Source organism: Bartonella sp. W8151 (assembly GCF_016100385.1).
GTDB classification, from domain to species: Bacteria; Pseudomonadota; Alphaproteobacteria; order Rhizobiales; family Rhizobiaceae; genus Bartonella; species Bartonella apis.
Genome location: NZ_JACFSO010000005.1, coordinates 18,956 through 43,934, shown reverse-complemented (window position 1 = coordinate 43,934; position 24,979 = coordinate 18,956). Strand labels below are relative to the sequence as shown.

Here is a 24,979-nt window from a genome sequence, read left to right as displayed (position 1 = left end):
TTCAGTTCTTTCTATGGATAAAGCGTTTCTACCTTCTAGAAAATAATGTTTTGTCTTTCTATAGCAAAAAGGCGCAGACATCACTGTCTACGCCTTCTCGCGAATTGGTTAACTCAACCGATTATCAAAGTTCATGGCCATGATTTAAAAGAATTTCACGTTTTCCCACATGGTTGGCCGGACCGACAATACCTTCGGCTTCCATGCGTTCAACCAGTGTCGCGGCTTTGTTGTAACCGATGCTCAAACGGCGCTGGATATAGGATGTTGAACATTTCTTGTCGCGCATGACCACTTTGACAGCTTGCAAGTAAAGTTCTTCCATATTTTCTCCGGCGCTGCCGGCAGCCACAATATCGGCAATCGAATCGGCGTCCTCGATGGTTTCTTCTTCGTCTTCACCATCCGTCACTGTTGCAAGATAGTCGGGCGTGCCTTGTGTCTTCAGATGTGCCACAACATGCTCGACTTCCTCATCGGAAACAAAGGGGCCGTGAACACGAACAATCCGGCCGCCGCCCACCATGTGGAGCATATCACCCTGGCCCAGCAATGTCTCTGCACCTTGTTCGCCAAGTATCGTGCGGCTATCAATCTTGGAGGTTACCTGAAATGAGATGCGGGTTGGAAAATTCGCCTTGATTGTGCCGGTAATCACATCAACCGAAGGACGTTGTGTTGCCATGATAAGGTGAATTCCCGCAGCTCGCGCCATCTGTGCCAAACGCTGGATTGCACCTTCGATTTCTTTACCCGCAACCATCATCAGGTCGGCCATTTCATCGACAATAATGACGATATAAGGAAGACGCGTAAGATCCATTGCCTCTTCATGATAAAGCATTTCGCCGGTTTCCTTGTCAAAACCGGATTGGACACGACAGGTAATGGTTTCGCCTTTTTCTGCTGCCGCACTGACACGCTGGTTGAAGCCGTCAATATTGCGCACGCCGAGTTTTGCCATTTTGCGATAGCGATCTTCCATTTCACGCACCGCCCATTTCAATGCCGTCACAGCCTTTTTGGGATCGGTAACAACCGGGGTTAGAAGATGCGGTATGCCGTCATAGATAGACAGTTCAAGCATCTTGGGATCAACCATGATGAGGCGGCATTGCTCCGGTTTCAAACGATAAAGCAGAGACAAGATCATGGCGTTGATTGCCACCGATTTACCCGAACCCGTGGTACCGGCCACAAGCAGATGCGGCATTTTTGCAAGTTCTGCAATGACCGGTTCACCGCCGATATTTTTACCCAGAGCAAGCGGCAGCTTGTAATTGCTATCCTGAAATGTCTTCGACTGGATAATTTCGCGTAAATAAACGGTCTCGCGCACTTTATTCGGCAATTCTATGCCGATTACGTTGCGCCCCGGAATAACCGCAACACGCGCGGAAATGGCCGACATCGAACGGGCAATATCATCAGAAAGACCGATAACGCGCGATGATTTGACACCGGCTGCCGGTTCGAATTCATACATGGTGACAACCGGCCCCGGACGGACATGGATGATTTCGCCTTTGATACCGAAATCTTCCAGCACACTTTCAAGAAGTCCGGCACTGCGTTCAAGTGTTTCCTGAGAAATCACCGCGCCATCTTTATGTTCCGGCTCCTGCAAAAGGTCGATTGAAGGGAAAATATAAGAATCGTCGCTTTGGGATTTGGGGCTCGGAATAAAAGCCGGATTGAGAGTGCGAAATGGTGCAGAAATCGTCGCTTTTGTTGCAGTTGGCTTAATTGTTGCATTTTGCGCGGTTGTTGCGGTTTGCGCAGTTGTTGCAATTGGCGCAACAGCTTGCGTTTTTTCCTTTTGTTCAGGAGCCTTTTCTTCTCCGCTATGTTGAGGTGCTATGGCCTGTGGAAGTGCTGCAGCGGGCTGGGTGTTGGCTGTTTTTACCGGTTCTATATCCTCGATAATTCCGGCAGATGAAGCAACCGAATTTTCCTTTCCCGCCGGGGAAACAGAAGCCGGATTTTGCGATGCCGCTTGAGACCCTGTGCTATCAACGGATTTACTCGTTTGTTCTTCACCAGCTGTATTTTCGGTATTCTTCTCGACACCGGCATTTTCAATCACTACTTGCCCCTGATTGTTAAAGGTAGTGACAACAGAATTGTCAGGCAATGGTGTTATCACTTGCAGAACAGGCGTTTCAGTCAGTCGGGGAGTGATTGCCGGACTAACACTTGATAACGATACACTTTCTGTTACCGCTGTCTGATTGATGATTGATTGCGGTGCCGCGTCAATAATAACGGCATTGGTATTTTCCACGCCCGCCGCTTCCGATGTTGCCGGTACTTGAACCGTCGCATCATTTGCTACCGGAGCTGAAGCCCCTGATTCAGTACTTGTCAGTTGAACTATGCCCGGTGCCGCCGCTTGCTGTTCAATTTTTTCTTCAACCTTTTCCGTTGGCTTTTCCGGATCATTTCCACTCTTTTTCGGGAAACGGCATTCCAGCACCCGATAAAGATCGGCAATAGATTTTTCTTCAACCTTGGCGGCGCTTTTTTCTTCGGTTGCATTACCCGTCATCAAAGTCGAAGCGACTGGCGGTAATTGGGACGCACCCGACGTGAGCGCCCCATCAAGTGACATTTTTTGTACAGTCACAACGGGCTTCTTTTCGACTGCAACAGCGTTTGCATCTGTTTCGGGCGCAATCATGTTCAAGCTTGTTTCCGGAACAATAGTGTTTGCACTTGCAAGCGGCGTTTCAACCGGCTGAAGCTCGCTTTTATTTTGTGGCGTAAGTTTTGCCAGATTTTCAAGAATGTCCGGCCCGCATTCAAAAAATGCCGAATCGGAAAGATAAAACGGCTTGATATCGGCAGGCTTATTAATTTCGGATGCCGGTTTTTCCACCTCGACCGCCGCTTCTTGCATAGAAATTTCATTCCGGATTTGAGGAGCGCCATTGTTTTGAGGGCGTGTGTAAACAGATTTGACGCTATAATTCTGTTCAATATTTTTGCGTTGGACAGAAGCAATCACCTCGTCTTGCAAGGAGCGAACTTGAGTCTTTCCCTGCTCTAAGGGAATGGTTCCAGCTGGTGCCACCGATTCTTTATTTTCTGAAAGATCCTCTTTCAAGCCCACATTTTCACGCTTTTGCCTTTGCTCCTCTTCGAAAGCTTGCAACTTTTCAGCAAAATCCGGATCACTTTCAACCCGTTTGCGCACAAGTTCGACTTCCGGCGTGCGTGTGAAACGTACATTCTGTCCGAGAGCAAAGGCTTTCTTCCATATGGTCGGGTATTGCGTTTGTGATTGTGCGCTAACTATCGCTTCTTCTGGCTTTGCAGGGGCGCCGGAAACGGGCTTGGCAACAGGATTTAAAGAGACCGGATTTGTTTTCAGATTACGCATGGCACTCAAACTAGATTGCGGCAATTTTTAAAGATTGCCTCTTAACAAAACTCATGTTTTCAACGTTAAAGTGCGAAAGTTAATAACCTTTTGCCAAAGTCGCTTTATCAACAAAAAAACCACCGGAACAGATATTCCGGTGGTCATGACTATATCTTCAACAAGCGGCAATAATTGCCGGCCTTCAGCCGATTGTCATCAGGCTTGCATTACCTCCGGCTGCGGCTGTATTTACCGAAGTTGAAACTTCTTCGCTAAGATAACCGAGGTTATAGGGGAGTTCACCTGATGTAAGCTCCTCGCTTGCTGCCGCTTGTGTGAGAATGATAGGCCCTGAAAGGGCTGCTATAATTTTCTGTTTTTCGATAATGCTGTTTTCATCGCCTTCTATGAGCGCACCCGCATAAGGACCATCGGCGTTTAGATTTTCTGACCATTTGACGTTCCGAGCAAGCTGTTCCGGCAAATCCGAAAGCGAATTTTGCAATTTGCAAGCTGCGTCAATCACGGCAATATTGCCGGTTGCAAATGTCGCGGCAAGCTGCCGGTAAAGCCCGCTTTTCGTTTGCGGAAAAAGGAGAATTTTTCCACGGCTGTGAAGGGAATAGACATTGCTTTCCCCCACCGGCCCCGGCAAATTGATGGCGACGCCAAGCGGTGACTTCCCGTTTAATGATTTTGCAAAGGTTGCATCGGATGAGTCTCCGTTTTTTTGGAGCCAATCCAAAAAACTGTCGATGAGTTCATTTTTTCTTGGCCCAACAGAAAATTGCAGGTCGGGAGCCTGTTTGACGAGGCGTCCGATATATAAAGGCCCACCGGCTTTGGGACCTGTTCCGGATAATCCCCTTCCGCCAAATGGTTGGGAGCCGACAACCGCGCCGATAATATTGCGGTTGATATAGATATTGCCAACCCGAATATGGCTTGAAACATAATCGACAAAATCATCCAGTCTTGTATGAAGCCCGAAGGTGAGACCATATCCGGTTGCATTGATTTCGTTGATAAGCTTTTCAATATCTTTGCGTTTATAACGCACAACATGCAAAACCGGCCCGAAGACTTCACGCTTCAATTCGCCAATCGAATCGATCTCGATAAGAGTGGGGCTTACATATGTTCCCTCTTTTGCAATATCGGGAAGCGGAGTTTGCGTTACTTTATGCCCCATAGCGCGCATTGTTTCGATATGCGTTTCGATATTATCCTTGGCTTCTTCGGTAATAACCGCGCCAATATCGGTACCGATCAAATCTGTGCGTCCGATACGCAATTCCTGCATTGCTCCTTTAAGCATTTCCAGAATGCGGTCAGCCACTTCTTCCTGTAAACACAAAACCCGCAAAGCCGAACAACGCTGGCCTGCACTATCAAAAGCCGAGGCGATAACGTCTCCCACAACCTGTTCGGCAAGTGCTGACGAATCGACAATCATGGCATTCTGCCCACCAGTTTCGGCAATAAGCGGAATGGGTTTCTTATCTTTGCTCAGGCGGGTTGAAAGCTCTTTCTGGATAAGCCGCGCAACTTCTGTCGAACCGGTAAACATAACGCCTGAAGTCGCTTTCTCGCCAATAAGTGCCGCACCGATTTTTCCATCTCCTGGACAGAATTGTAGTACGTCCTTCGGGATTCCCGCTTCATGCAATATGTGCACACCTTCAGCAGCAATAAGCGGTGTTTCTTCGGCCGGTTTTGCCAAAACAGTATTACCCGCCGCCAATGCAGCCGATATTTGACCGATAAATATCGACAGCGGGAAATTCCACGGGCTGATACAAACAATCGGCCCCAAAGGTTCTTCATTGCCTTTAAAAGTCGTGCGCAATTGTCCGGCATAAAAGCGCAAGAAATCAATTGCTTCTCTCACTTCGGCAATAGAGTTCGGTATAGATTTTCCGGCTTCCCGTGCGGCAAGCGCAAGAAGTGAAGGCATACGCGCTTGCATAATATCAGCCGCTTTTTCAAGAATTTCGGCGCGCGATTGATAGGAAGTCTTTGCCCATGATGAAAACGCTTTTTCAGCGGTCGCAACCATTTTGCGCGCTTCACTTTCATCAATCTCGGTAACCTCGCCCACTTTATCGCGATGGTCTCCGGGATTTAAAATTTGACGTGATTTTGCGCCCTTTTCGACATTCGCCGGTGCTGCTTGCCAGTCTGTTGCCGAACTTTTCTCAAATTCTTTCGAGAGTTCTGCAAGCACTGTTTCGTTCGATAAATCATATCCATCGGAATTGCGACGGTCTTTTCCGAAAAGATTGGCAGGTGAAGCAATTTTATCATGCTGGGCACCAGGAACGGGCATATTACGCACCACATCAACCGGATCAACAACAAGTTCATCAACCGATATAGACTTGTCGGTAATGCGATTGACAAAAGAAGAATTGGCACCGTTTTCCAACAACCGCCGTACCAGATAAGCAAGCAAGGTTTCATGTGTTCCGACCGGTGCATAAAGGCGTGCCGGACGCTGCATTTTATCTTTGCCTACAACCTCGTCATAAAGTGGTTCGCCCATGCCGTGGAGACACTGGAACTCGAATTGTTCGACAGTATATTTATCAGGCCCCGCCAGATGATAGATCGTTGCCATAGTTTGGGCATTATGCGTTGCAAATTGCGGGAAAACGGCATCGGGAGCCGAAAGAAGTTTTCGGGCATTGGCAACATAGGAAACATCTGTATAAACTTTACGTGTGTAAACTGGAAAACTTTGAAGTCCGTCAACCTGCGCGCGTTTGATTTCAGCATCCCAATAGGCGCCCTTGACGAGGCGCACCATCAAGCGATGATGACTGCGGCGGGCAAGATCAATGAGATAATCAAGCACAAAGGGGCAGCGACGACCATAAGCTTGCACAACAAAGCCGATACCGTTCCAGCCGTCAAGATCAGGGTCAAAACACAGACTGTCCATAATATCGAGTGAAAGCTCGAGCCGGTCAGCTTCCTCGGCATCTATATTAAGCCCGATATTGTAATTTTTACAAAGCAAAGCCAATTGTTTGACGCGCGGCATGAGTTCGCCCATGACACGGTCGGCCTGAGAACGGAAATAACGGGGATGAAGTGCAGAAAGCTTAATGGAAATACCGGGCCCCTCATAGACGCCACGTCCATTCGAGGCTTTACCGATGGCATGAATTGCCATCTCGTAGTCACGATAATAGCGATCGGCATCGTCAGCCGTTGTAGCGGCTTCCCCCAACATGTCATAGGAATAACGAAACCCGCGTGCTTCCAGTGGTTTCGAGCGCTCGAGCGCTTCTTCAATGGTTTCACCGCGCACAAATTGCTCACCCATCATGCGCATGGCCATATCCATTCCTTTGCGGATAACCGGCTCGCCACAGCGCGCGATAAGACCAGTCAAAGAGGAAGACAGTTCGCCTTCCCTGAAATTGGCCGATAGTTTACCGGTAACCACAAGTCCCCAGGTCGCAGCATTGACAAAAAGCGATTTTCCACCACCCAAATGCGCTTTCCAGTCACCGCCCGCCACCTTGTCGCGAATGAGGGCATCACGGGTTGCTTTGTCGGGTATGCGCAACAGCGCTTCTGCCAGACACATGAGCGCCACGCCTTCATGCGACGACAAAGAATATTCATGAACCAGACCTTCAACTCCTTTACCCTTATATTTTGCCCGCATCGTTTCAATGAGATGGCGAGCAGTAGCAGCAATGTCTTTTTTGGTTTTATCGTCAATCGTTGCTGCCTCGAGAAGTGGTTTCAGACATTCGGTTTCCGAACGACGATAGGCTGCGGTGATTTTTTTGCGTAATTCGCTCTGCTTAGAGATGGGAGGCGCAAATTCGGCAAACGGCTTTTGTGTTCTGGTCATGATTTCATTCCACTCTGGATAAGATTTATTGAACTTGAAAAATTTTGAAAAAATGCTTTTAAAGCTTGTTATGCAGCGATCATAGCACTGGCTATAGTTTACTTCTTGCACAAAAAAATGTATTTTCTAGTGTTTTTTCTTGTTTTAAGCCTGAGTATTAGGATTTTTTACATCAATGGAAGAAAAAAATAGCGAAATCGACCGCATCGATAATCGTATTATTGATGCACTTGTTGAAAATGGCCGTATGTCTATTACCGAGCTTTCCGAGAAAGTCGGCCTTTCAAAAACACCTTGCCAATTACGTTTAAAAAGGCTTGTCAATGAAGGCTATATCACCGGTTTTCGTGCCGTGCTCAACCCTGCAAAAATGGGACTTGAACATATCGCTTTTGCGGAAGTGAAACTTTCCGACACAAGAGAAGAAGCTTTGCGGGCTTTCAATGCTGCCGTGAAAAAAATACGGGAAGTGGAAGAATGCCACATGATTGCAAGCTCGTTCGACTATCTTTTGAAAGTGCGAACCAGTGACATCAAGCGTTACCGTATCGTTCTTGGCGAAAAAATTTCGACCTTGCCCTATGTCGCGAGTACATCAACCTTCGTGGTTATGCAAAATGTTGTAGATGCCGGTTTCAGGCGTTAATCGATATACCGGAAACCTTTAGCACCTGCCCTTTATACGTCAGCTTCCTCAATATGAGGTTTGAAGCTCAAAAGCCGGTCAATTGACCATAAAGCGAAACGGCCATATTTCTCAATCAATTCAGCTTCGGATGCTGGTCAACAAGATTTTGCCGCTGTTCCTCAAGATCGGAGATTTTGTTTTCAATCTCGTTGACCTGATCTTCAATATAATCGAAATGTTCCTGCAAAACTTCTTTTGCCTCGGTTTTGGACGAAGCAACCGGTGTTGCGTCTTTTAGCGGACGATTGGCCGTTTCCGGCATTTTGACGGCTGCGATAAAGCCGAAAATAGCAACCACCATGAGATAATAGGCCGGCATATAAAGAGATTGCAAAGTTTCAACAAGCCAGGCTGCAATAGGCGGTGTAAGACCGGCAATCAACACTGCAATATTAAAGCAGATCGCAAGTGTTCTGAAACGTACATCAGTCGGGAAAAGTGCCGGAAGGATAGAGGCCATAACACCGATGAAACAACAAAGAAGAATAGCGAGAATGGCAATTCCCCCTGCGATCATAAATACATTGTGGTGCATGACCATATAAAAAGCGGGAATAGCGAGAAAGAATTGACCGACAGAACCGATAAACAGAAATGGTTTGCGACCGATTTTATCGCTTAAAAAACCGACAAGAGGTTGCACCAGAAGCATGAAAGCCATGACAACGATGATAATAAGAACACCATGGTCATAACTGTAGCCGAGATTGACGGATAAAAAGTTCGGCATATAGGTGAGCAACATATAATAGGTCGAATTCACCGCAATCACCAACAGACAACTGATAACAATGCCGTTGAGGTTTTCCTTGATGATGGTACCGACAGATGTCGTCTCGACTTTTTCCTGTGCTTCCTCCTCGGCCGAATTGTTGTTTTGTGCTTCGTAAGTGGGCGATTCATCTAACGATTTTCTTAAATAAAGGCCGACCAACCCCAGCGGCAGTGAAATAAAGAAGGGGATACGCCAACCCCAATTGCCCATTGCATCCTGCCCGATCACAAGAGAAATCGTCGACACCACCAAAGCACCGACAAGAAAACCGGCAATGGAACCGAAATCGAGCCAGCTTGCCATAAAGCCGCGCTTCCTATCCGGTGAATATTCGCTCACAAAAACCACCGCACCGGCATATTCACCACCAACGGAAAGGCCCTGAATGATTTTAGCAAGAAGCAGCAAAAGTGGCGCGAATACCCCGATTGTCGCGTAAGAGGGAATGAGGCCGATAGCAAATGTGCTTGCCGACATCAAAATGATTGTAAAGGAAAGAATGTTTTTGCGACCATATTTGTCGCCAAGATAACCGAAAATGGCGCCGCCCATCGGCCTGAACAGAAACGGGATGGAAAAAGTAGCAAGGGATGCAATCAATTGAACCGATTGGGGAGCGGAAGCAAAAAACGTGTGTCCGATAATGACTGCCAGAAAACCGTAGACACTGAAATCAAACCACTCTATGGCATTTCCAAGACCCGCTGCGCAGATAACTTTTCGCAATTCTTTGTTTCCGACAATCGGAATATCTTTGACAGTAAGTGGTTGTTGTGTCGTTTCTGACATATGTTCTTCCTTATTCCTGATATGTCTTCTGAATAAAAAGGCCCGCCCCTTTTCGAGCCCCCGTTCTTTTTGAGCAAAAGCTCCTTTTCGAGCCAAAGACATACCCCTTCATTGAAGCGCATTAAAACGCGACGATGAAGGTCGTTCCTACCAAATTCTCACGATGCCGAGGTTTGCCCTTTCTTAAAAAAAGACAATCAAGTCTTGCTTCCATCAAATCCCGCGGTAAACATAACCGGAAATTCGATAAAGGACTAAAGACGGTTGAATAATTGCCCACAACAACGCTAATGACCATCTTGAAAATTAGGGCCAGATCAATAACCGTCAACCAAAATCACATATATGAGAAGTTCAGTATAGATAATTTAATCAAAAATAACAAGTCGAGCATTAAGATGGAACTTATGATGTGGATATGTCTTTTCAACTTGAGGCTGTCGAAAACCAATCTCTGTCGGTCGCCATCTTATGATTAAGAATTTTGTTTTATACTTTAACGCAATTAATTTTAATGATGATTGAGCCATGGAAGAACTGATCTATATATTGCCATTCGATCTGCACGGAATCGAGATCGTTGTTACAATTCTTATTGTGGCACTGGTCTTGTTTTCTATTGTCATGCGGCTTTTGAAAGTTCCGCAAAAACTTATGGTGATCGCCACAGGTGCTCTTGCAATGGCAGCTTATATGGCTTTCCAGACTGATGGCCCCAGTCCGGTTCAGCCCTTGATAAATCTCGCTCAACGTCAAAAACAACTTGACCGGCAATTCGAACAAACACCATTGAAATTCGAAAATGTGACACTCACCCATGTCAAGGTACGTGCCCATTCACTTACACTTAACGTGAAAAACAACACTCCATTGGCCGAAGGATCCACAAAAGACGATCTCGAAGCATATGCCAATTCTTATCTGAATAAAAATCTCGTAAAATATTGTGGAATACTCAAGGCCGAACAAGCGCTGCCTTATCGCAAAACCAATCAGCAATATTTTGATTTGACGATCAAATCCTATTACGTCACCTTTATTGATGGGGATAAAAAGGCCAAGATGGAAATTCCGGTATCAAGCTGCGAGGACAAACCGGTTAACAGCTCCCAACCCGAGAAATCTGAAAGTCCTGAACCCGAGAAATCTGAAAGCGTGGAACCAGATAAATAAAAACTTTTGCAAAACTATTGCCGATAAAAGTCGAAAAACGGGTTGTGCAAAACGGGCCTCTTTAGAAAACCGTCCGACTTATAAGACTGTTTAGAGCTTGCCTGATTTTATTGTTCCAATACCGCTTTTGCTGATTTTGTCGTACGCTCTCTTTAATAAACCGGACAATGATACTTTTAACAGATGTGATCGCTCTTTAAATAATAGAGACGATCGTAATTTTGAAAAACCTTTTTGCGCCAAAGTCCGGTTCTACTATTTTTCCAATGACAAAAAGTTTTGCCAATAAAAACGTCTTATGACTTTGGATAGGGTGAAAACAGGTATAAAATACCCAAGCGAGGACTTAAAGGGATAAACTATGTTAGATAAACGCAAATTCTATATAAATGGCGCCTGGGTTGCGCCTGTCGAGGCACACGACCTTAATGTGATTGATCCATCAACTGAAGAAGTTTGTGGTGTTATCAGCAATGGCACGTCAAAAGACGTCGATCATGCAGTTGCAGCTGCAAAAGCAGCCTTTGAGGGATGGAAGCATACCGACCCGCAAAAGCGTTTAACCTTTGTTGAAAAAATATTGGCCATCTACAATCAGCGCAGGGGTGAAATTGCGAAGGCTATTTCAACCGAAATGGGCGCCCCGATTGATATGGCTGTAGAACAACAGGCTGCGGCTGGTGGACGCCATATTGAAACTTTCATTGATAGCTTTTTGCATTTTTCTTTCCAGAGCGAACTTGTCAAAGGTCATAAAGATAGTGCGCTTCAATATGAGCCGATTGGAGTTGTAGGTCTCATTACGCCATGGAACTGGCCGATGAACCAGATTACATTGAAGGTCATTCCGGCATTGCTTGCCGGTTGTACCATGGTTTTGAAGCCTTCCGAAATTGCTCCGCTTTCTGCATCTTTATTCGCCGATATTATTGATCAGGCTGGTCTGCCGAAGGGTGTGTTCAACCTTGTCAATGGTGATGGTGCGGGTGTTGGAACATGTCTTTCCGGTCATCCGGACATTGCCATGATAAGCTTTACCGGCTCCACCCGCGCAGGTAAGGCAATTTCCAAAAATGCAGCAGAAACACTAAAACGTGTGGGGCTCGAGCTTGGAGGCAAAGGAGCCAATCTGGTTTTCGCCGATGCCCGTGAAGATGCTGTCAAATGGAGTGTTTTAAGATGCTTCAATAATAGCGGCCAGAGTTGCAATGCACCAACCCGCATGTTTGTCGAGCGTTCGATTTATGAAAAAGCCAAAGCAACAGCAAAAGAAGTTGCCAATAATGTCAAACTCGCTGTGGCAAACGAACATGGAAACCATCTCGGCCCCGTTGTATCAAAAGCCCAATTCGATAAAATTGAGGGCCTTATCCAATCGGGCATCGACGAAGGAGCAACACTTCTTGCCGGTGGAACGGGTCTGCCAGAAGGTATCAATCATGGCTATTTTGTCCGGCCGACTGTTTTTGCCGATGTCAAACCGGGCATGAGAATTTTCCGCGAGGAAATTTTCGGACCGGTTCTGTCGATGATTCCTTTTGACAGTGAAGAAGAAGCCATAGCAATGGCCAATGACACGAACTATGGCTTGACCAACTATGTCCAATCCGAAGACAAGGAAAAGTGCCACCGCGTTGCAACGGCATTGCGTTCCGGCATGGTTGAAGTCAACGGTTTAAGCTTGCCGAAGGGAAGCTATTTCGGTGGCGTCAAATATTCAGGCCATGCCCGTGAAGGTGGTATCTGGGGAATCAAGGAATTTCTTGATACAAAAGCCATTTCCGAATGGTAAAATCCGAATGATAAAATAAGGTTACCCTTTCCGGCAAAAAGCCATTTACTTTTTGCCGGAAATGCAAATTTCCGACTTTTGCAAATAGGCAGGATGGAAGTTGATCAGACTGGTAAGTGATGACACAGCCAAAGGTCAACGCGTCGATTAAGGGCTGGCAAAGAATTGTCCGGAAATGTCGTGTTCGCGTCTTCAGGCTCTTGAGGATTTCATTTGTGAAGGCCAGTTGAAAATAAATCAACTTGTTATACGCAAACCGAAAACGCGGTTGAAAATTGGCTGTTCAATTAAAGTTTGTTGCCGGAACCGGTTGCAGCACGCCCCGAAGGGTATGCAATAGGCCTTGATATCCTTTATAAAAATGATGATTTTATAGTTATCAACAAACCGGCAGGCCTTGTGGTCTATTCCGGCAATGATAACGAGACGGTTCAGTCAACGCCGTGATCTGCTCCTCCGTTTTTTCCTCCCGATATTGGCCTCTTTGAAAGACCTTTGGCTTATAAGAATATTGAAAGCTTGCCGGATTTTTATTGTTTCAACACGGCTTTCGTGTGTCTTACCTTATTGCGACTTTTTTTAAAAAAATAAACGACAACACTTTAATACCTAGGATCACTTTTTAAATAAGAGGGGCAATCGTATTTTTAAAAAAGCCGTTTGCACGGAAATTCCGGTTCTTCCAACTTTTTGAACGACAAAAAGTTTTTCCAATATGGATGTCTATGGCTTCGGGAAAAAGGAAAACCGATATAAAATTGCCCTGCGTGGGCTTAAAGGGATAAATATGTTAGATAAACGCAAATTCTATATAAATGGTGCCTGGGTTGAGCCAGTCGAGGCACATGACCTCAAAGTAATTGATCCGTCGACGGAAGAAGCTTGTGCTGTCATCAGCAATGGCACGTCGAAAGATGTCGATCATGCAGTTGCAGCCGCAAAGGCAGCTTTTGACGGATGGAAGCATACCGACCCGCAAAAGCGTTTAACTTTTGTTGAAAAAATATTGGACATCTATAACAAGCGCAGAGGTGAAATGGCGAAAGCTATTTCAACAGAAATGGGTGCCCCGATTGATATGGCCTTGGAACAACAAGTCGGAGGTGGTGCTTACTTTATCGAAGGCTTTATTGATAGTTTCAAGCATTTTTCTTTTAAGACCGAACTTGTCAAAGGTCATAAAGATAGTGCGCTTCAATATGAGCCGGTCGGGGTCGTCGGTCTCATTACGCCATGGAACTGGCCAATGAACCTGATCAACCTGAAGGTTATTCCGGCATTGCTTACCGGTTGCACGATGGTTTTGAAGCCTTCTGAAATTGCTCCGCTTTCCGGTCTCTTATATGCCGATATTATTGATGAGGCGGGTCTTCCCAAGGGTGTGTTCAACCTTGTCAATGGTGATGGCGCCGGTGTTGGAACATGTCTTTCCGGCCATCCCGATATTGCAATGATAAGTTTTACCGGTTCTACCGGCGTTGGCAAAGCAATTTCCAAAAATGCTTCGGACACATTAAAACATGTTGATCTGGAGCTTGGTGGTAAAGGAGCCAATCTGGTTTTCGCCGATGCCCGTGAAGATGCTATCAAATGGAGCGTTCTGGCCTGCTTCAACAATAGCGGCCAGAGTTGCAATGCACCGACCCGCATGTTTGTCGAGCGTTCAATTTATGAAAAAGCCAAGAAAATTGCGAAAGACGTAGCAAATAATGTCAAACTTGCTGTTGCGAGCGAACACGGAAACCATTTGGGACCGGTTGTATCAAAAGCCCAATTTGACAAGATCCAAGGCCTTATCCAATCGGGTATCAACGAAGGCGCAACACTTGTTGCCGGTGGTACCGGCTTGGCTGACGGTTTCAAGCGCGGCTATTTTGTCCGCCCGACCGTTTTTGCCGATGTCAAACCGGATATGAGAATTTTCCGTCAGGAAATTTTCGGGCCGGTTCTGTCGATGATTCCTTTTGACAGTGAAGAAGAAGCCATTGCAATGGCCAATGACACGGATTATGGACTGACCAACTATGTCCAATCCGGAGACAAGGAAAAATGCCACCGCGTTGCAACGGCCTTGCGTTCCGGTATGGTCGAAGTTAACGGTAAGAGTTTGCCGAAGGAAAGCTTCTTCGGTGGTGTCAAATATTCCGGCCATGCCCGTGAAGGTAGTATCTGGGGAATCAAGCAATTTCTTGATACAAAAGCCATCTCCGAATGGTAAGATAATGATTATCCGTCTCCGGCAAGGGGAACATTCCCTTTGCCGAAGCGGCTCAATTTCGCAACTTTAAACTTCAATAGGGCTTCATTTGATCAGACTGGTAAGTGATGACACGGCTAAAGGTCAACGCGTCGATCAATGGCTGGCAAAGAATTGTCCCGAAATGTCGCGCTCGCGTCTTCAGGCACTCATTCGTGAAGGGCAGTTGAAAATAAATCAACTTGTTATACGCGAACCAAAAACCCGCTTGAAAATTGGCGATTCAATTGAAGTTTTTCTGCCGGAACCGGTTGCTGCACGCCCCGAAGGGGAAGCAATAGACCTTGAAATTCTCTATGAAGATGATGATCTTATAGTTATCAACAAACCGGTAGGCCTTGTTGTCCACCCCGGCAATGGCAACGAAACGGGTACAATGGTCAATGCCCTGATCTACCACTGCGGTTCTTCGCTTTCGGGCATAGGGGGCGTAAAGCGTCCGGGAATTGTGCACCGTCTCGACAAAGATACAAGCGGGGTTATGGTTGTTGCAAAAAATGACCATGCACATAATGTTTTAAGCCGACAATTTGCTGATCACGGTCGACAAGGTCCTCTCGAACGCAGCTATCAAGCTGTGGTGTGGGGTGCCTTTGCACAAAATGCCGGTGTGGTTGACACCTATCTGGGACGTTCTTCGCGTGATCGTACAAAAAGATCCGTTGTTTCGCCCACCCAGATGGATGCGCGCCATGCCGTGACACATTACCGACTATTGGAATCTTTCGGGGAAACGAATGAAAAGGAAGCGATTGCAAGTCTGATTGAATGCCGATTGGAAACAGGACGTACACACCAGATCCGTGTGCATATGGCTCACATCGGTCATCCGCTTGTCGGCGATCAGGTCTATGGCAATGCTTTTAAAACAAAAGCCAATATGTTACCCGATGACTTAAAAGCAATTGTCAGTGCATTTCCGCGTCAAGCTCTTCATGCTGCGACACTTGTCTTTGAACATCCGTCTACCGGAAAAATCATGCGCTTTACGAGTAGCCTGCCAACTGATATGCTCAATCTTATCGGGGCATTTCGGAAATTTAGGTGAAACTATTTTGGCTTTGGCGGGTTTGTTTGATTGAACGTCAACCGGACGGATGCTTGTTTCTTAAAAAGGCCATATAGACGGTGTAATATGCTTGTTACATCCTGTACGAAAAGGATATTTTTCGTTTTCGCCTTTAATGGGAGAACGCGCTAAAGGAGGGTGCTTTATGGCCCAGACAAATTTACCATCAGTTGCTAACGGTGATGGGGGACTTACCCGCTATCTGGAAGAGATACGCCGGTTTCCTATGCTGGAGCCACAGGAAGAATATATGCTTGCAAAACGTTATCGCGAGCATAATGACCCGAAGGCAGCACATAAACTCGTTACAAGTCATTTAAGGCTCGTTGCAAAAATTGCAATGGGTTATCGTGGCTATGGTCTGCCGATCGGTGAAGTTATTTCCGAGGGAAATGTCGGCCTGATGCAGGCTGTCAAACGTTTTGAACCGGAACGCGGCTTCAGGCTTGCAACTTATGCCATGTGGTGGATCAAAGCGTCCATTCAGGAATATGTTTTGCGCTCGTGGAGCCTTGTTAAAATGGGCACCACGGCCAATCAGAAGCGTCTGTTTTTCAACTTGAGAAAAGTTAAAAGCAAGATTCAGGCTTTGGATGATGGCGACCTTAACCCCGAACAGGTCAAGGAAATTGCGACCCGTCTTAATGTCAGTGAAGAAGACGTCATTTCGATGAACCGGCGCTTATCGGGCGACACATCACTCAATGCGCCGATCCGTGCGAGTGAAGGTGAAAGTGGTGAATGGCAAGATTGGCTGGTTGATGATTCAAGCAGTCAGGAACAGCTACTGATTGAAGAAGACGAGCTTGAAAATCGCCGTGCCATGCTTGAACAGGCAATGGAAGGTTTAAATGATCGCGAAAAACGCATTTTCAAAGCACGCCGTCTCTCGGAAGATCCGGTGACACTTGAAGAACTTTCAACCGAATTCGGCATCAGTCGTGAACGTGTTCGCCAAATTGAAGTGCGCGCATTCGAAAAAGTACAGAATGCCGTGAAAGCTGCTGCAATCGCGCAAAAGCGTGCATTGCTTCCGACAACGCCCAAGAAACTTGCACCTGCGGCAACCAAATAAACATAACCGGAAAGCATTCCGGTTATTGGCGACAGTTTATCGGATAACGAAGATTTTTCTTGATGCAGCGGAAAAACTCCGGACAAAACCCAAAAAAAGCAAAAGGCTCGAAAGGGCCTTTTTTATTTTTCATTGTTCCGCTCCGGCTTGTTGAAAATTTTACCCGACACAATGAATTTATATGAATATTCGGGAATTTATACGAAAGTTTGGACGTTGATATGAAAGCCTGCTTCTTTCATACAATTTCCGGAATTCCTTGAAATGCCGGTATTTGTTCAACGCGTTTGATTGACTGATATTTTGATCTCTCGCATATTGGTAACGCAATTATTCCGACCTTCTTTTTCACAGATTGGATCAGTAGCCTGGTCAATTTGCATTCCGGCATTTGGTGGTTTTTTGAGTAAACAATGAGCGGTAATTTTAATCAGGTAGCATTTCAACCGCTACCGTTTTTCATGCATATATTTTCCACCCTTCCTCCGTCAACGAGATAAAAAAGGAGTTAGGCGTTCCCTTTTACGGCAAGGTTGTTCTTACCGGATACGGCTTCACATGCCACGCTTTCCGCACTCATTAATAATAAATATGGAAAAGTCCAACAGCGTTATTTCGAATTCGGCAATCTAATTTTTGCGATCAAACTGTTATTCGGTATCTTCTTCACCTGTATCAGTTGATTGATCGCCATCGGGCGCTGTTTTTCCATCACCTTTCGGCGCGTCAGCGGCTCCCGATTCACCAGTACTTGGTTCCGCGGCATCGGAATCCGGTTGGGCACCTGTTGTCGGGGACTGATTTATGCCGTTTCCTTCAGCATTATCTTCGCTTTGCCCCTGAGCTTGCGGATTATCAGTTGTCACGCCATTTTCGTTGCTTTGTGCCGTCGGATTATTTGCATTGCTACCATCGGAACTCTGCTTTTCATCATAGAGCGTCGGTTTGTTGTTTTGATTGAGCCAACTATCGATCACTTGATTGAAAATAGCCTCACCATTTGGGCCTTTTGAAAAGGTCAATTCCGAAACACGTTTATTTTTATCGGTAATGACAAGACGGATCCATCCCAATTGTTTCATGAGCTGAAGATTACGATCACGGAAAGGATTGGCTCCACTTAATGCAAAGAGGAAGAAATCATCATCAATTTTCGCTTCGACTGTTCCGGTCAACTGTTGACCGGGAGCCTGCTCGCTATCCTTGAATGTCAGCTCGTGAACATTATCAATCGCTTTACCTTCAAAATCGTCGGGAACAATAAAAATTGCCTCGATAAGATAGGCTGCCGGCAATGATGGATCGGTATTGCGTCGAAGTGTCAACCTCAACGACAATTTTTCGTCAGGAATTGTCACGTTACCACGCACCGCAATTTCTTCCGGATGCTGTGCAGTGGCTTTATCTTTAACCACCGACCATTGAACCGAACCGGTTTCGACTTTTTCATCCTGTTGATCGGTGCGTGCCTGATAGAATGTTGCTTCTCCCGGTTGTTCTTGGGGATTTGCAGCTCCGGTTGTTCCGGCTGAAGTTGACGTCCCTTCACCGGGTTTGATTGCCGTTTTTGCAGGCCCTTCGTCAACTTCGCTACCATCAGCCAGAAGGCGCTGGGTAAATTTTTCTTTCGGTTGCTCGTTTGCATTGCTCTCCGCAATGTGGTTTTCCGCTTCATGCGACTTGTTTTTTCCTGAAAGAAAACTCCAGGCTGTCAACAAAACACCCACCACAACAATGATAACGACCGCACTTGATAAACCGATTACAATTGCCCGTTTTCTCGCAGCACGGCGTTCTGTCCGTTTGGCAGCCTGAACAAAAATATCGGAAACGATGTCATAATCGCCGGTTTGCTGGTTGTTTCCCAAGGCCTTTGCCGACTGCTGTTCTTTTTCAGCTTGTTCTTTCTCGGCTTCCTTTTCCGCAGCGATAATGTCTTCCATATTGACCGGCTCGGCGTCCGGCACTTTTTTTACATTCGTAGAATTGGTCGAAAAAGCATCGTCCGACTTGAGCGTTGCTTCATTACCATTGCTGGTAGTGGCAAATGTTTTATTCTCGCCTAAAAAATTACGGGAAGAAGCCGTTGCCCTTTTGCCTAGATCATTGCTTGGAGTTGAGTCATCTCGTTTCGTTTCTCCAGAAAGCAAACTTCTATTGTCTCCAAGCCCGCTTGCAACACCCTGATAGTCTGTTGGTGAAGTTTGTTGCAGATCATGCTGTTCATCAGCTTTTCTTTGCACGTCGTCGGCATTCTCTTGCGGATGAATGGAAGATGGTGTTCGGGCCTCGATATGCTCCGGTTCCTGATGATTTTGTGGAGAGGCAAATGGACGAAATGCTTCGCCGGCAGGCGCCGGTTTTTCTTCAGCCGGTTTTCTAACCATAATGGTAGAAAGCAATTCCTGTTCAACCGCGACATAGTCGGCTTCAACACTTTTGATCGCTTCATCAAGCGCGTTCAATTGTGCTGCTGCCACATTTTCAGGAACATTGGTTTCGGCAAGTTTCCGCTCGACAGTTTCACGTGCGCGAGCATAAACCCGTGCCCGCAATTGTGGTGTCGGATTATTCTGGGCATCGATAGTTTTTTTTAATAACCCTGCGAAATTCGCCATCGGTTTCTTTACTTTCTAAATATCCACAACAACCGGCAGGCCTTTATTCTGCCGGTTACTTCAGATTGTTGACCGATATTGTTCTTGAACAACCTTTTCCGGTAAGTTTATCCCTCATAAAAAATAGATATAGTCTAACAAAACAATCGTCAAATTTTACTCTATCTCGGGATAAGTTGGCGGCCATTTGCCGCCACACACTTCAAACCTGTCTTATCTGTCTTCAAACGGGTCGGTTACAAGAATAGTGTCGAGACGCTCGGGGCTGGTTGAAAGAAGCGCCACAGGTGCGCCGATCAATTCTTCGATATGACGGACATATTTAACCGCCTTGGCCGGCAAATCAGCCCAGCTTCTGGCACCCGCGGTGGTTGCTTTCCAGCCTTCCATGGTTTCATAAATCGGCTTCAAGCGTGCCTGAGCCCCCATGGATGACGGCATATAGTCGATCTTTTTACCGTCAAGTTCATAGCCGACACACAATTTGATTTCATCCAGTCCGTCAAGAACATCAAGTTTGGTTAAAGCAATACCGTTAATGCCGCAAACAGCAATCATCTGGCGCAGCAAAACCGCATCAAACCAACCACAACGGCGTTTGCGTCCGGTTACAACGCCATATTCGTGTCCATGTGTGCCAAGATATTCACCCGCTTCGTTTTTCTGTTCGGTCGGAAACGGTCCCTCACCAACGCGTGTAGTATAAGCCTTGGCGATACCCAGAACATAATTGATTGCACCCGGCCCCATACCTGATCCTGTCGCAGCCTGACCGGCAATCGTATTGGAAGAGGTGACATAAGGATAAGTGCCGAAATCATTATCAAGAAGTGCACCTTGTGCACCTTCAAAAAGAATTCGAGAACCGGCACGGCGCTGTTCATCGAGCAATTTCCATGTGCGGTCCATAAAGGGAAGAATATCGCCTGCAACTTCCATGAGCTCGTCATAAAGTGTTTTTGGATCAATCTCCGGCTTCCCCATACCGCGGCGGAGCGGATTGTGGTGGGCAAGCAAACGTTCAATTTTCGCCATCAAAGTATCGGGTTCCGCAAGATCCATGACACGGATTGAACGACGGCCGACTTTGTCTTCATAGGCCGGCCCTATTCCCCGCTTGGTCGTGCCGATTTTAAGACTTGATGTGGCATCTTCCCTGGCTGCATCAAGATCCCGATGAAGAGAAAGAATAAGCGGTGCGTTTTCTGCTATACGCAAATTTTCCGGTGTAATAGTAATTCCTTGCCCTCTGAGCTTTTTCAGCTCTTCCACAAAGTGGTGCGGATCAACAACAACGCCATTGCCGATGACAGAAAGTTTACCCCGAACAACGCCGGATGGCAAAAGTGACAATTTGTAGCTTGTTCCATCTATAACCAATGTATGTCCGGCGTTGTGTCCGCCTTGATAACGTACAACAACATCTGCACGCTCGGATAACCAGTCAACAATCTTGCCTTTTCCTTCGTCGCCCCATTGTGCGCCGACAACCACTACATTGGCCATAATCTTCTCCGTCCTATTTGAAGGTTTTTAACCTTCCTTCAGAAATAAACGGCTTTCTTATACCCAACTATAGTTTCGAGTGCGACTCTTCTTTTAGGCTTTTACGCCGAAATTTTTGAACTTTTACACCAAAAAACAAGCTCGAAAACAATCAATCAAAAACACCAAGCAATAGGAAAAAGCTTAAAAAAATGGTCACCCTCCTCAACATTTTTCGAACGATCTCCCTTTTTCTATCTCCTGAAGGATAATGTGCTTTTCGACAGCCGCAACAAGCAGATTAAACACTGCGATTTTAAAAAAATAGGCGATAGCCATTTAGATCAAAGTTGCCAAGTGCCCTGCAAATTTTAAAAATTTCGACTCTGATTTTGCCGCCATGGAACAACGGTTAACAGGCTTATTTGCATTTTATCGGATTTAAAACCGATAAAGAAGTTTTGCATTTAAAATATGAACTATTCTTTCATTCTTTTTAAATCGATTTAAATCCACCCCGCGGAAACTTGCGTGATTCTCTCTTCACTTGTTCCGTATTGGTACATTATTTTCTGAAAGTGCGATTTTATTATCAAAAATTTTTGAAAAGACACTTTTCCCCTTGTTTCGACGCGAGCCATATTTTGCATTGTTCAACAATTTTAAAAGATTGTAGGATACGTCCAATTTTGAAAGTTATCCTGTTGAAAACATTTTAGTTTTCTGATTCAAAAAGGTGAATTTCTAGCCTTGATAAAAGGCAAAATGAAAAACAGCAAAAGTGCGGTAACTCCACAAAATTTGTCGTTTGTTTTTAAAAATTACGGTATCAATTCATAAATTTTTTAAATTAATTTATGTATACAAAACAATGACTTATTAAACATTACCCGATTAATTCAGCCCAGTGGTTTATCCGGTTTTAAAAAATAAACCGGCTAATTAAGATTGTCTTTTCGGTCTTAACCATTTATTCATAATTAATTGTGGATTGTTCAATATTGAAATTAATTGAACTCACAAAGAAAATATAACGTGTTACTGTGCACAAATTGGATCACATTGTCATTGGAATGTAACATCTGTGCGACGTTTTCCTGTCCATCCGGTGGGGGATTTGCCTGCGTGAACATGAGACGCCATAGTTTTTCAGGTTGCGTTCTGTCGATATCTATGGGAGGCAGTTCATGCTAAACATTTTTAAACACGCGCCGAATAAGCCGCGTGTCCCCGAAGCGGAAATCGACCCGCTTTATCGTCGTCTGCGTTGGCAGATTTTCCTAGGGATATTCTTCGGTTACGCCGCCTATTATCTCGTACGTAAAAACTTTGCTTTGGCAATGCCTTCTCTGGTCGAGCAAGGCTTTACCCGTGGTGATTTGGGGTTTGCCTTATCGGCTGTCTCTATCGCTTACGGTTTTTCAAAATTCATTATGGGGGCGGTATCCGACCGTTCCAATCCGCGTGTTTTCCTGCCTGTCGGTTTGATTCTTGCGGCAGTTGTTATGCTGATTATGGGCTTTGTTCCGTGGGCAACATCAAGCATTGCTGTCATGTTCGTGCTGCTGTTCATTTGCGGCTGGTTCCAGGGAATGGGTTGGCCTCCATGCGGGCGCACAATGGTGCACTGGTGGTCACAAAAAGAACGTGGCAGTATCGTTTCTTTGTGGAACTGCGCCCACAATGTCGGTGGTGGTCTTCCTCCGATCCTGTTCATGCTTGGTATGGCATGGTTTAACGATTGGCATGCAGCCTTTTATATGCCGGCTTTTGCCGCCATTCTGGTTGCCATTTTTGCCTTTGCAATGATGCGCGATACACCGCAATCTTGCGGTTTGCCGCCAATTGAAGAATATAAAAACGATTATCCTGAAAACTATTCGGAAAAGAACGAAGTCGAGCTTACGACCAAGCAGATCTTCACCCAATATGTTTTGCCGAACAAGCTGCTCTGGTATATCGCTTTTGCCAATGTTTTTGTTTATCTGCTGCGCTATGGCGTTCTTGATTGGTCACCGACTTACTTGAAAGAAGTCAAGCACTTTGCAGTCGACCAATCGTCATGGGCTTATTTCTTCTATGAATATGCAGGTATCCCCGGCACTCTTCTGTGCGGCTGGATGTCCGATAAGGTATTCAAGGGCAATCGCGGTGCAACCGGCGTTTTCTTCATGACATTGGTGACCATTGCCACTGTTATTTACTGGCTTAACCCGCAAGGCCACCCCAATATCGACATGATCTGCATGATCGTTATCGGCTTTTTGATCTACGGTCCTGTTATGCTGATCGGTCTTCATGCTCTCGAATTGGCACCAAAGAAAGCGGCCGGTACCGCTGCCGGCTTTACCGGTCTTTTCGGTTACCTTGGTGGTTCGGTTGCTGCAAGCGCGATCGTTGGCTACACCGTCGACTATTTCGGCTGGAACGGTGGTTTCCTTCTCATGATCGGTGGTGGTGTCGTAGCTGTCATCCTTCTTGCAATCGAAATGATTGGCGAACGCAAGCAGCATGCTAAAGAGCAGGCACACTGATCGGCGTTAATCCGATAAAGTGGCGTCTGTCACAGAAAGTAAGTGCATTATGAAAACACTATTAGGCATGTTGATGGCCGGACTGGTGCTGATGGGGGCAACTGTCAGCACCACCGCCAACGCCGATGACAAAGTTGTTATTGCACACCGCGGAGCCAGCGGTTACCTGCCCGAACATACGTTGCCTGCAAAAGCAATGGCTTTTGCGCAAGGTGCAGATTATCTTGAGCAGGATCTGGTCATGACAAAGGATGACCAGTTGGTGGTCTTGCATGATCATTACCTTGATCGCGTAACAGACGTTGCGGACCGTTTTCCCGACCGCGCCCGTAAGGATGGACGTTATTATGCGATCGATTTCACATTAGCTGAAATCAAATCACTGAAATTCAGCGAAGGTTTCACGGTAGAAAACGGCAAGAAAGTGCAAACTTTTCCGGGTCGTTTTCCGATGGGAAAATCCGATTTTCGGGTTCACACTTTCGAGGAAGAAATCGAATTCATTCAGGGACTTAATCATTCTACCGGAAAAAATGTCGGTCTCTATCCCGAAATCAAAGCGCCCTGGTTTCATCATCAGGAAGGCAAGGATATAGCCACGCGCGTTTTGGAAGTTTTAAAAAAATACGGTTATACCAAAAAATCTGACAAAATTTATCTCCAATGTTTTGATGCCAACGAGTTGAAACGTATTCGCAACGAACTTGAGCCAAAAATGGGCATGGATTTGAAGCTGGTGCAACTCATCGCCTACACAAAATGGAATGAGACCGAAGAGCAACAGCCCGATGGTAAATGGGTAAACTACAGCTATGACTGGATGTTGGAACCCGGTGCCATGGAGAAAATTGCGCAATATGCCGATGGTATTGGCCCCGATTATCATATGTTGATAGCCGATAGTTCTACCAACGGACATATAATCATAAACGGAATGGTCAAGGAAGCGCATGAGCATCAACTAGAAGTTCATCCTTTCACAGTAAGAACCGACCAGTTGCCACCTTACGCAAAAGATGTAAACGAGCTTTACGATGCGTTGTATCGGCAAGCCGATGTCGACGGATTGTTCACCGACTTTCCTGATAAAGCGGTAAGCTATCTCCATTCACATCCGTGATGTTTATAAAAGAAAGGATTTCCCGTAAAACTATGGGAAATCCTCACTTAATCAAATATCTTTTTGTTATGATTATCAAAAGATTTGAAACGCTCATCCCATCTGTTCCTGATTTTGAATTCTCTTACACGCGATTCATCTGGCTCCACTCTTCCCGATAACGGTTGTCGCATAACTGTTGAAGCGTTTGTTAAATCTATCACACTTTTCTTAACACCAATCCTGAAATGGACGGTCGTGCGGGTGCACACGCTTTTGTCATTTCAAAGCGTTTCATAAACAATAACCTTTTCCGCTACAAAAATTTCAATTCGTGATTTCTTACATCGATCGAATAACTTCCGATAAAGAATGCTTTAAAAGCGATAT

Annotated in this window: 14 protein-coding genes; 9 read left to right on the top strand and 5 right to left on the bottom strand. The window is 45.8% G+C overall.

What is annotated here, in order from left to right; all coding sequences use genetic code 11:
• Nucleotides 1-124 precede the first annotated feature (124 nt).
• Together H3V14_RS10895 and putA are read right to left on the bottom strand one after the other, a co-directional pair.
• Nucleotides 125-3,382, bottom strand: a complete 3,258-nt coding sequence (locus H3V14_RS10895; protein WP_246785170.1) for a DNA translocase FtsK — start codon at nt 3,380-3,382, stop codon at nt 125-127.
• A gap of 184 nt (nt 3,383-3,566) precedes the next feature.
• Nucleotides 3,567-7,235 carry a trifunctional transcriptional regulator/proline dehydrogenase/L-glutamate gamma-semialdehyde dehydrogenase gene (gene putA / locus H3V14_RS10295; protein ID WP_198228459.1) on the bottom strand — a complete coding sequence of 1,223 codons (3,669 nt, stop codon included), beginning with the start codon at nt 7,233-7,235 and terminating at the stop codon, nt 3,567-3,569.
• Between the two features lie 175 nt (nt 7,236-7,410).
• On the opposite strand from putA, the gene H3V14_RS10290 reads away from it, so the two are divergent.
• Nucleotides 7,411-7,881 carry an Lrp/AsnC family transcriptional regulator gene (locus H3V14_RS10290; protein WP_075869240.1) on the top strand — a complete coding sequence of 157 codons (471 nt, stop codon included), beginning with the start codon at nt 7,411-7,413 and terminating at the stop codon, nt 7,879-7,881.
• Nucleotides 7,882-7,996: 115 nt separating this feature from the next.
• Here the strand turns inward: H3V14_RS10290 and proP are convergent, their stop codons facing one another.
• Nucleotides 7,997-9,487: a glycine betaine/L-proline transporter ProP gene (gene proP / locus H3V14_RS10285; RefSeq protein WP_198228449.1), complete on the bottom strand. Its 1,491-nt coding sequence runs from the start codon at nt 9,485-9,487 to the stop codon at nt 7,997-7,999.
• 528 nt (nt 9,488-10,015) lie between these two features.
• Between proP and H3V14_RS10280 the strand changes: the two genes are divergently transcribed.
• The 6 genes from H3V14_RS10280 to rpoH all read left to right on the top strand — a co-directional run bounded on the left by H3V14_RS10280 (nt 10,016) and on the right by rpoH (nt 16,853).
• The gene (locus H3V14_RS10280) at nt 10,016-10,660 is read left to right on the top strand and encodes a hypothetical protein (RefSeq protein ID WP_198228447.1); all 645 of its coding nucleotides are present in this window, start codon (nt 10,016-10,018) and stop codon (nt 10,658-10,660) included.
• Nucleotides 10,661-11,021: 361 nt separating this feature from the next.
• Nucleotides 11,022-12,452: an aldehyde dehydrogenase family protein gene (locus tag H3V14_RS10275; protein ID WP_075915487.1), complete on the top strand. Its 1,431-nt coding sequence runs from the start codon at nt 11,022-11,024 to the stop codon at nt 12,450-12,452.
• Nucleotides 12,453-12,749: 297 nt separating this feature from the next.
• Nucleotides 12,750-12,899, top strand: coding sequence for a hypothetical protein (locus tag H3V14_RS10270; protein WP_198214584.1), 150 nt, complete (start codon nt 12,750-12,752; stop codon nt 12,897-12,899).
• Between the two features lie 340 nt (nt 12,900-13,239).
• On the top strand, nt 13,240-14,670 hold the full coding sequence (locus H3V14_RS10265) for an aldehyde dehydrogenase family protein (protein ID WP_198228443.1): 1,431 nt from the start codon (nt 13,240-13,242) through the stop codon (nt 14,668-14,670).
• 88 nt (nt 14,671-14,758) lie between these two features.
• Nucleotides 14,759-15,757 carry an RluA family pseudouridine synthase gene (locus tag H3V14_RS10260; protein WP_198228441.1) on the top strand — a complete coding sequence of 333 codons (999 nt, stop codon included), beginning with the start codon at nt 14,759-14,761 and terminating at the stop codon, nt 15,755-15,757.
• A gap of 166 nt (nt 15,758-15,923) precedes the next feature.
• The gene (gene rpoH / locus H3V14_RS10255) at nt 15,924-16,853 is read left to right on the top strand and encodes an RNA polymerase sigma factor RpoH (RefSeq protein WP_075869878.1); all 930 of its coding nucleotides are present in this window, start codon (nt 15,924-15,926) and stop codon (nt 16,851-16,853) included.
• A 650-nt stretch (nt 16,854-17,503) separates the two neighbouring features.
• On the opposite strand, the gene H3V14_RS10250 is transcribed toward rpoH, so the two are convergent.
• Both H3V14_RS10250 and H3V14_RS10245 read right to left on the bottom strand, forming a co-directional pair.
• Nucleotides 17,504-19,471: a hypothetical protein gene (locus tag H3V14_RS10250; RefSeq protein ID WP_198228439.1), complete on the bottom strand. Its 1,968-nt coding sequence runs from the start codon at nt 19,469-19,471 to the stop codon at nt 17,504-17,506.
• Between the two features lie 213 nt (nt 19,472-19,684).
• Nucleotides 19,685-20,977: an adenylosuccinate synthase gene (locus H3V14_RS10245; protein WP_075869246.1), complete on the bottom strand. Its 1,293-nt coding sequence runs from the start codon at nt 20,975-20,977 to the stop codon at nt 19,685-19,687.
• Nucleotides 20,978-22,143: 1,166 nt separating this feature from the next.
• Here H3V14_RS10245 and glpT point away from each other — a divergent pair.
• Together glpT and glpQ are read left to right on the top strand one after the other, a co-directional pair.
• Entirely contained in the window at nt 22,144-23,490 is a 1,347-nt protein-coding gene (gene glpT / locus H3V14_RS10240) for a glycerol-3-phosphate transporter (protein ID WP_075869248.1), read from the top strand.
• Between the two features lie 49 nt (nt 23,491-23,539).
• Nucleotides 23,540-24,610, top strand: a complete 1,071-nt coding sequence (glpQ, locus tag H3V14_RS10235) for a glycerophosphodiester phosphodiesterase (protein WP_198228437.1) — start codon at nt 23,540-23,542, stop codon at nt 24,608-24,610.
• Nucleotides 24,611-24,979: the final 369 nt, after the last annotated feature.

Excerpts from the sequence above, each read along its gene's own strand:
- H3V14_RS10895 (WP_246785170.1), bottom strand. The coding sequence starts at position 3,382 with ATGCGTAATCTGAAAACAAATCCGGTCTCTTTAAATCCTGTTGCCAAG.
- putA (WP_198228459.1), bottom strand. The coding sequence starts at position 7,235 with ATGACCAGAACACAAAAGCCGTTTGCCGAATTTGCGCCTCCCATCTCT.
- H3V14_RS10290 (WP_075869240.1), top strand. The coding sequence starts at position 7,411 with ATGGAAGAAAAAAATAGCGAAATCGACCGCATCGATAATCGTATTATT.
- proP (WP_198228449.1), bottom strand. The coding sequence starts at position 9,487 with ATGTCAGAAACGACACAACAACCACTTACTGTCAAAGATATTCCGATT.
- H3V14_RS10280 (WP_198228447.1), top strand. The coding sequence starts at position 10,016 with ATGGAAGAACTGATCTATATATTGCCATTCGATCTGCACGGAATCGAG.
- H3V14_RS10275 (WP_075915487.1), top strand. The coding sequence starts at position 11,022 with ATGTTAGATAAACGCAAATTCTATATAAATGGCGCCTGGGTTGCGCCT.
- H3V14_RS10265 (WP_198228443.1), top strand. The coding sequence starts at position 13,240 with ATGTTAGATAAACGCAAATTCTATATAAATGGTGCCTGGGTTGAGCCA.
- rpoH (WP_075869878.1), top strand. The coding sequence starts at position 15,924 with ATGGCCCAGACAAATTTACCATCAGTTGCTAACGGTGATGGGGGACTT.
- H3V14_RS10250 (WP_198228439.1), bottom strand. The coding sequence starts at position 19,471 with ATGGCGAATTTCGCAGGGTTATTAAAAAAAACTATCGATGCCCAGAAT.
- H3V14_RS10245 (WP_075869246.1), bottom strand. The coding sequence starts at position 20,977 with ATGGCCAATGTAGTGGTTGTCGGCGCACAATGGGGCGACGAAGGAAAA.
- glpT (WP_075869248.1), top strand. The coding sequence starts at position 22,144 with ATGCTAAACATTTTTAAACACGCGCCGAATAAGCCGCGTGTCCCCGAA.
- glpQ (WP_198228437.1), top strand. The coding sequence starts at position 23,540 with ATGAAAACACTATTAGGCATGTTGATGGCCGGACTGGTGCTGATGGGG.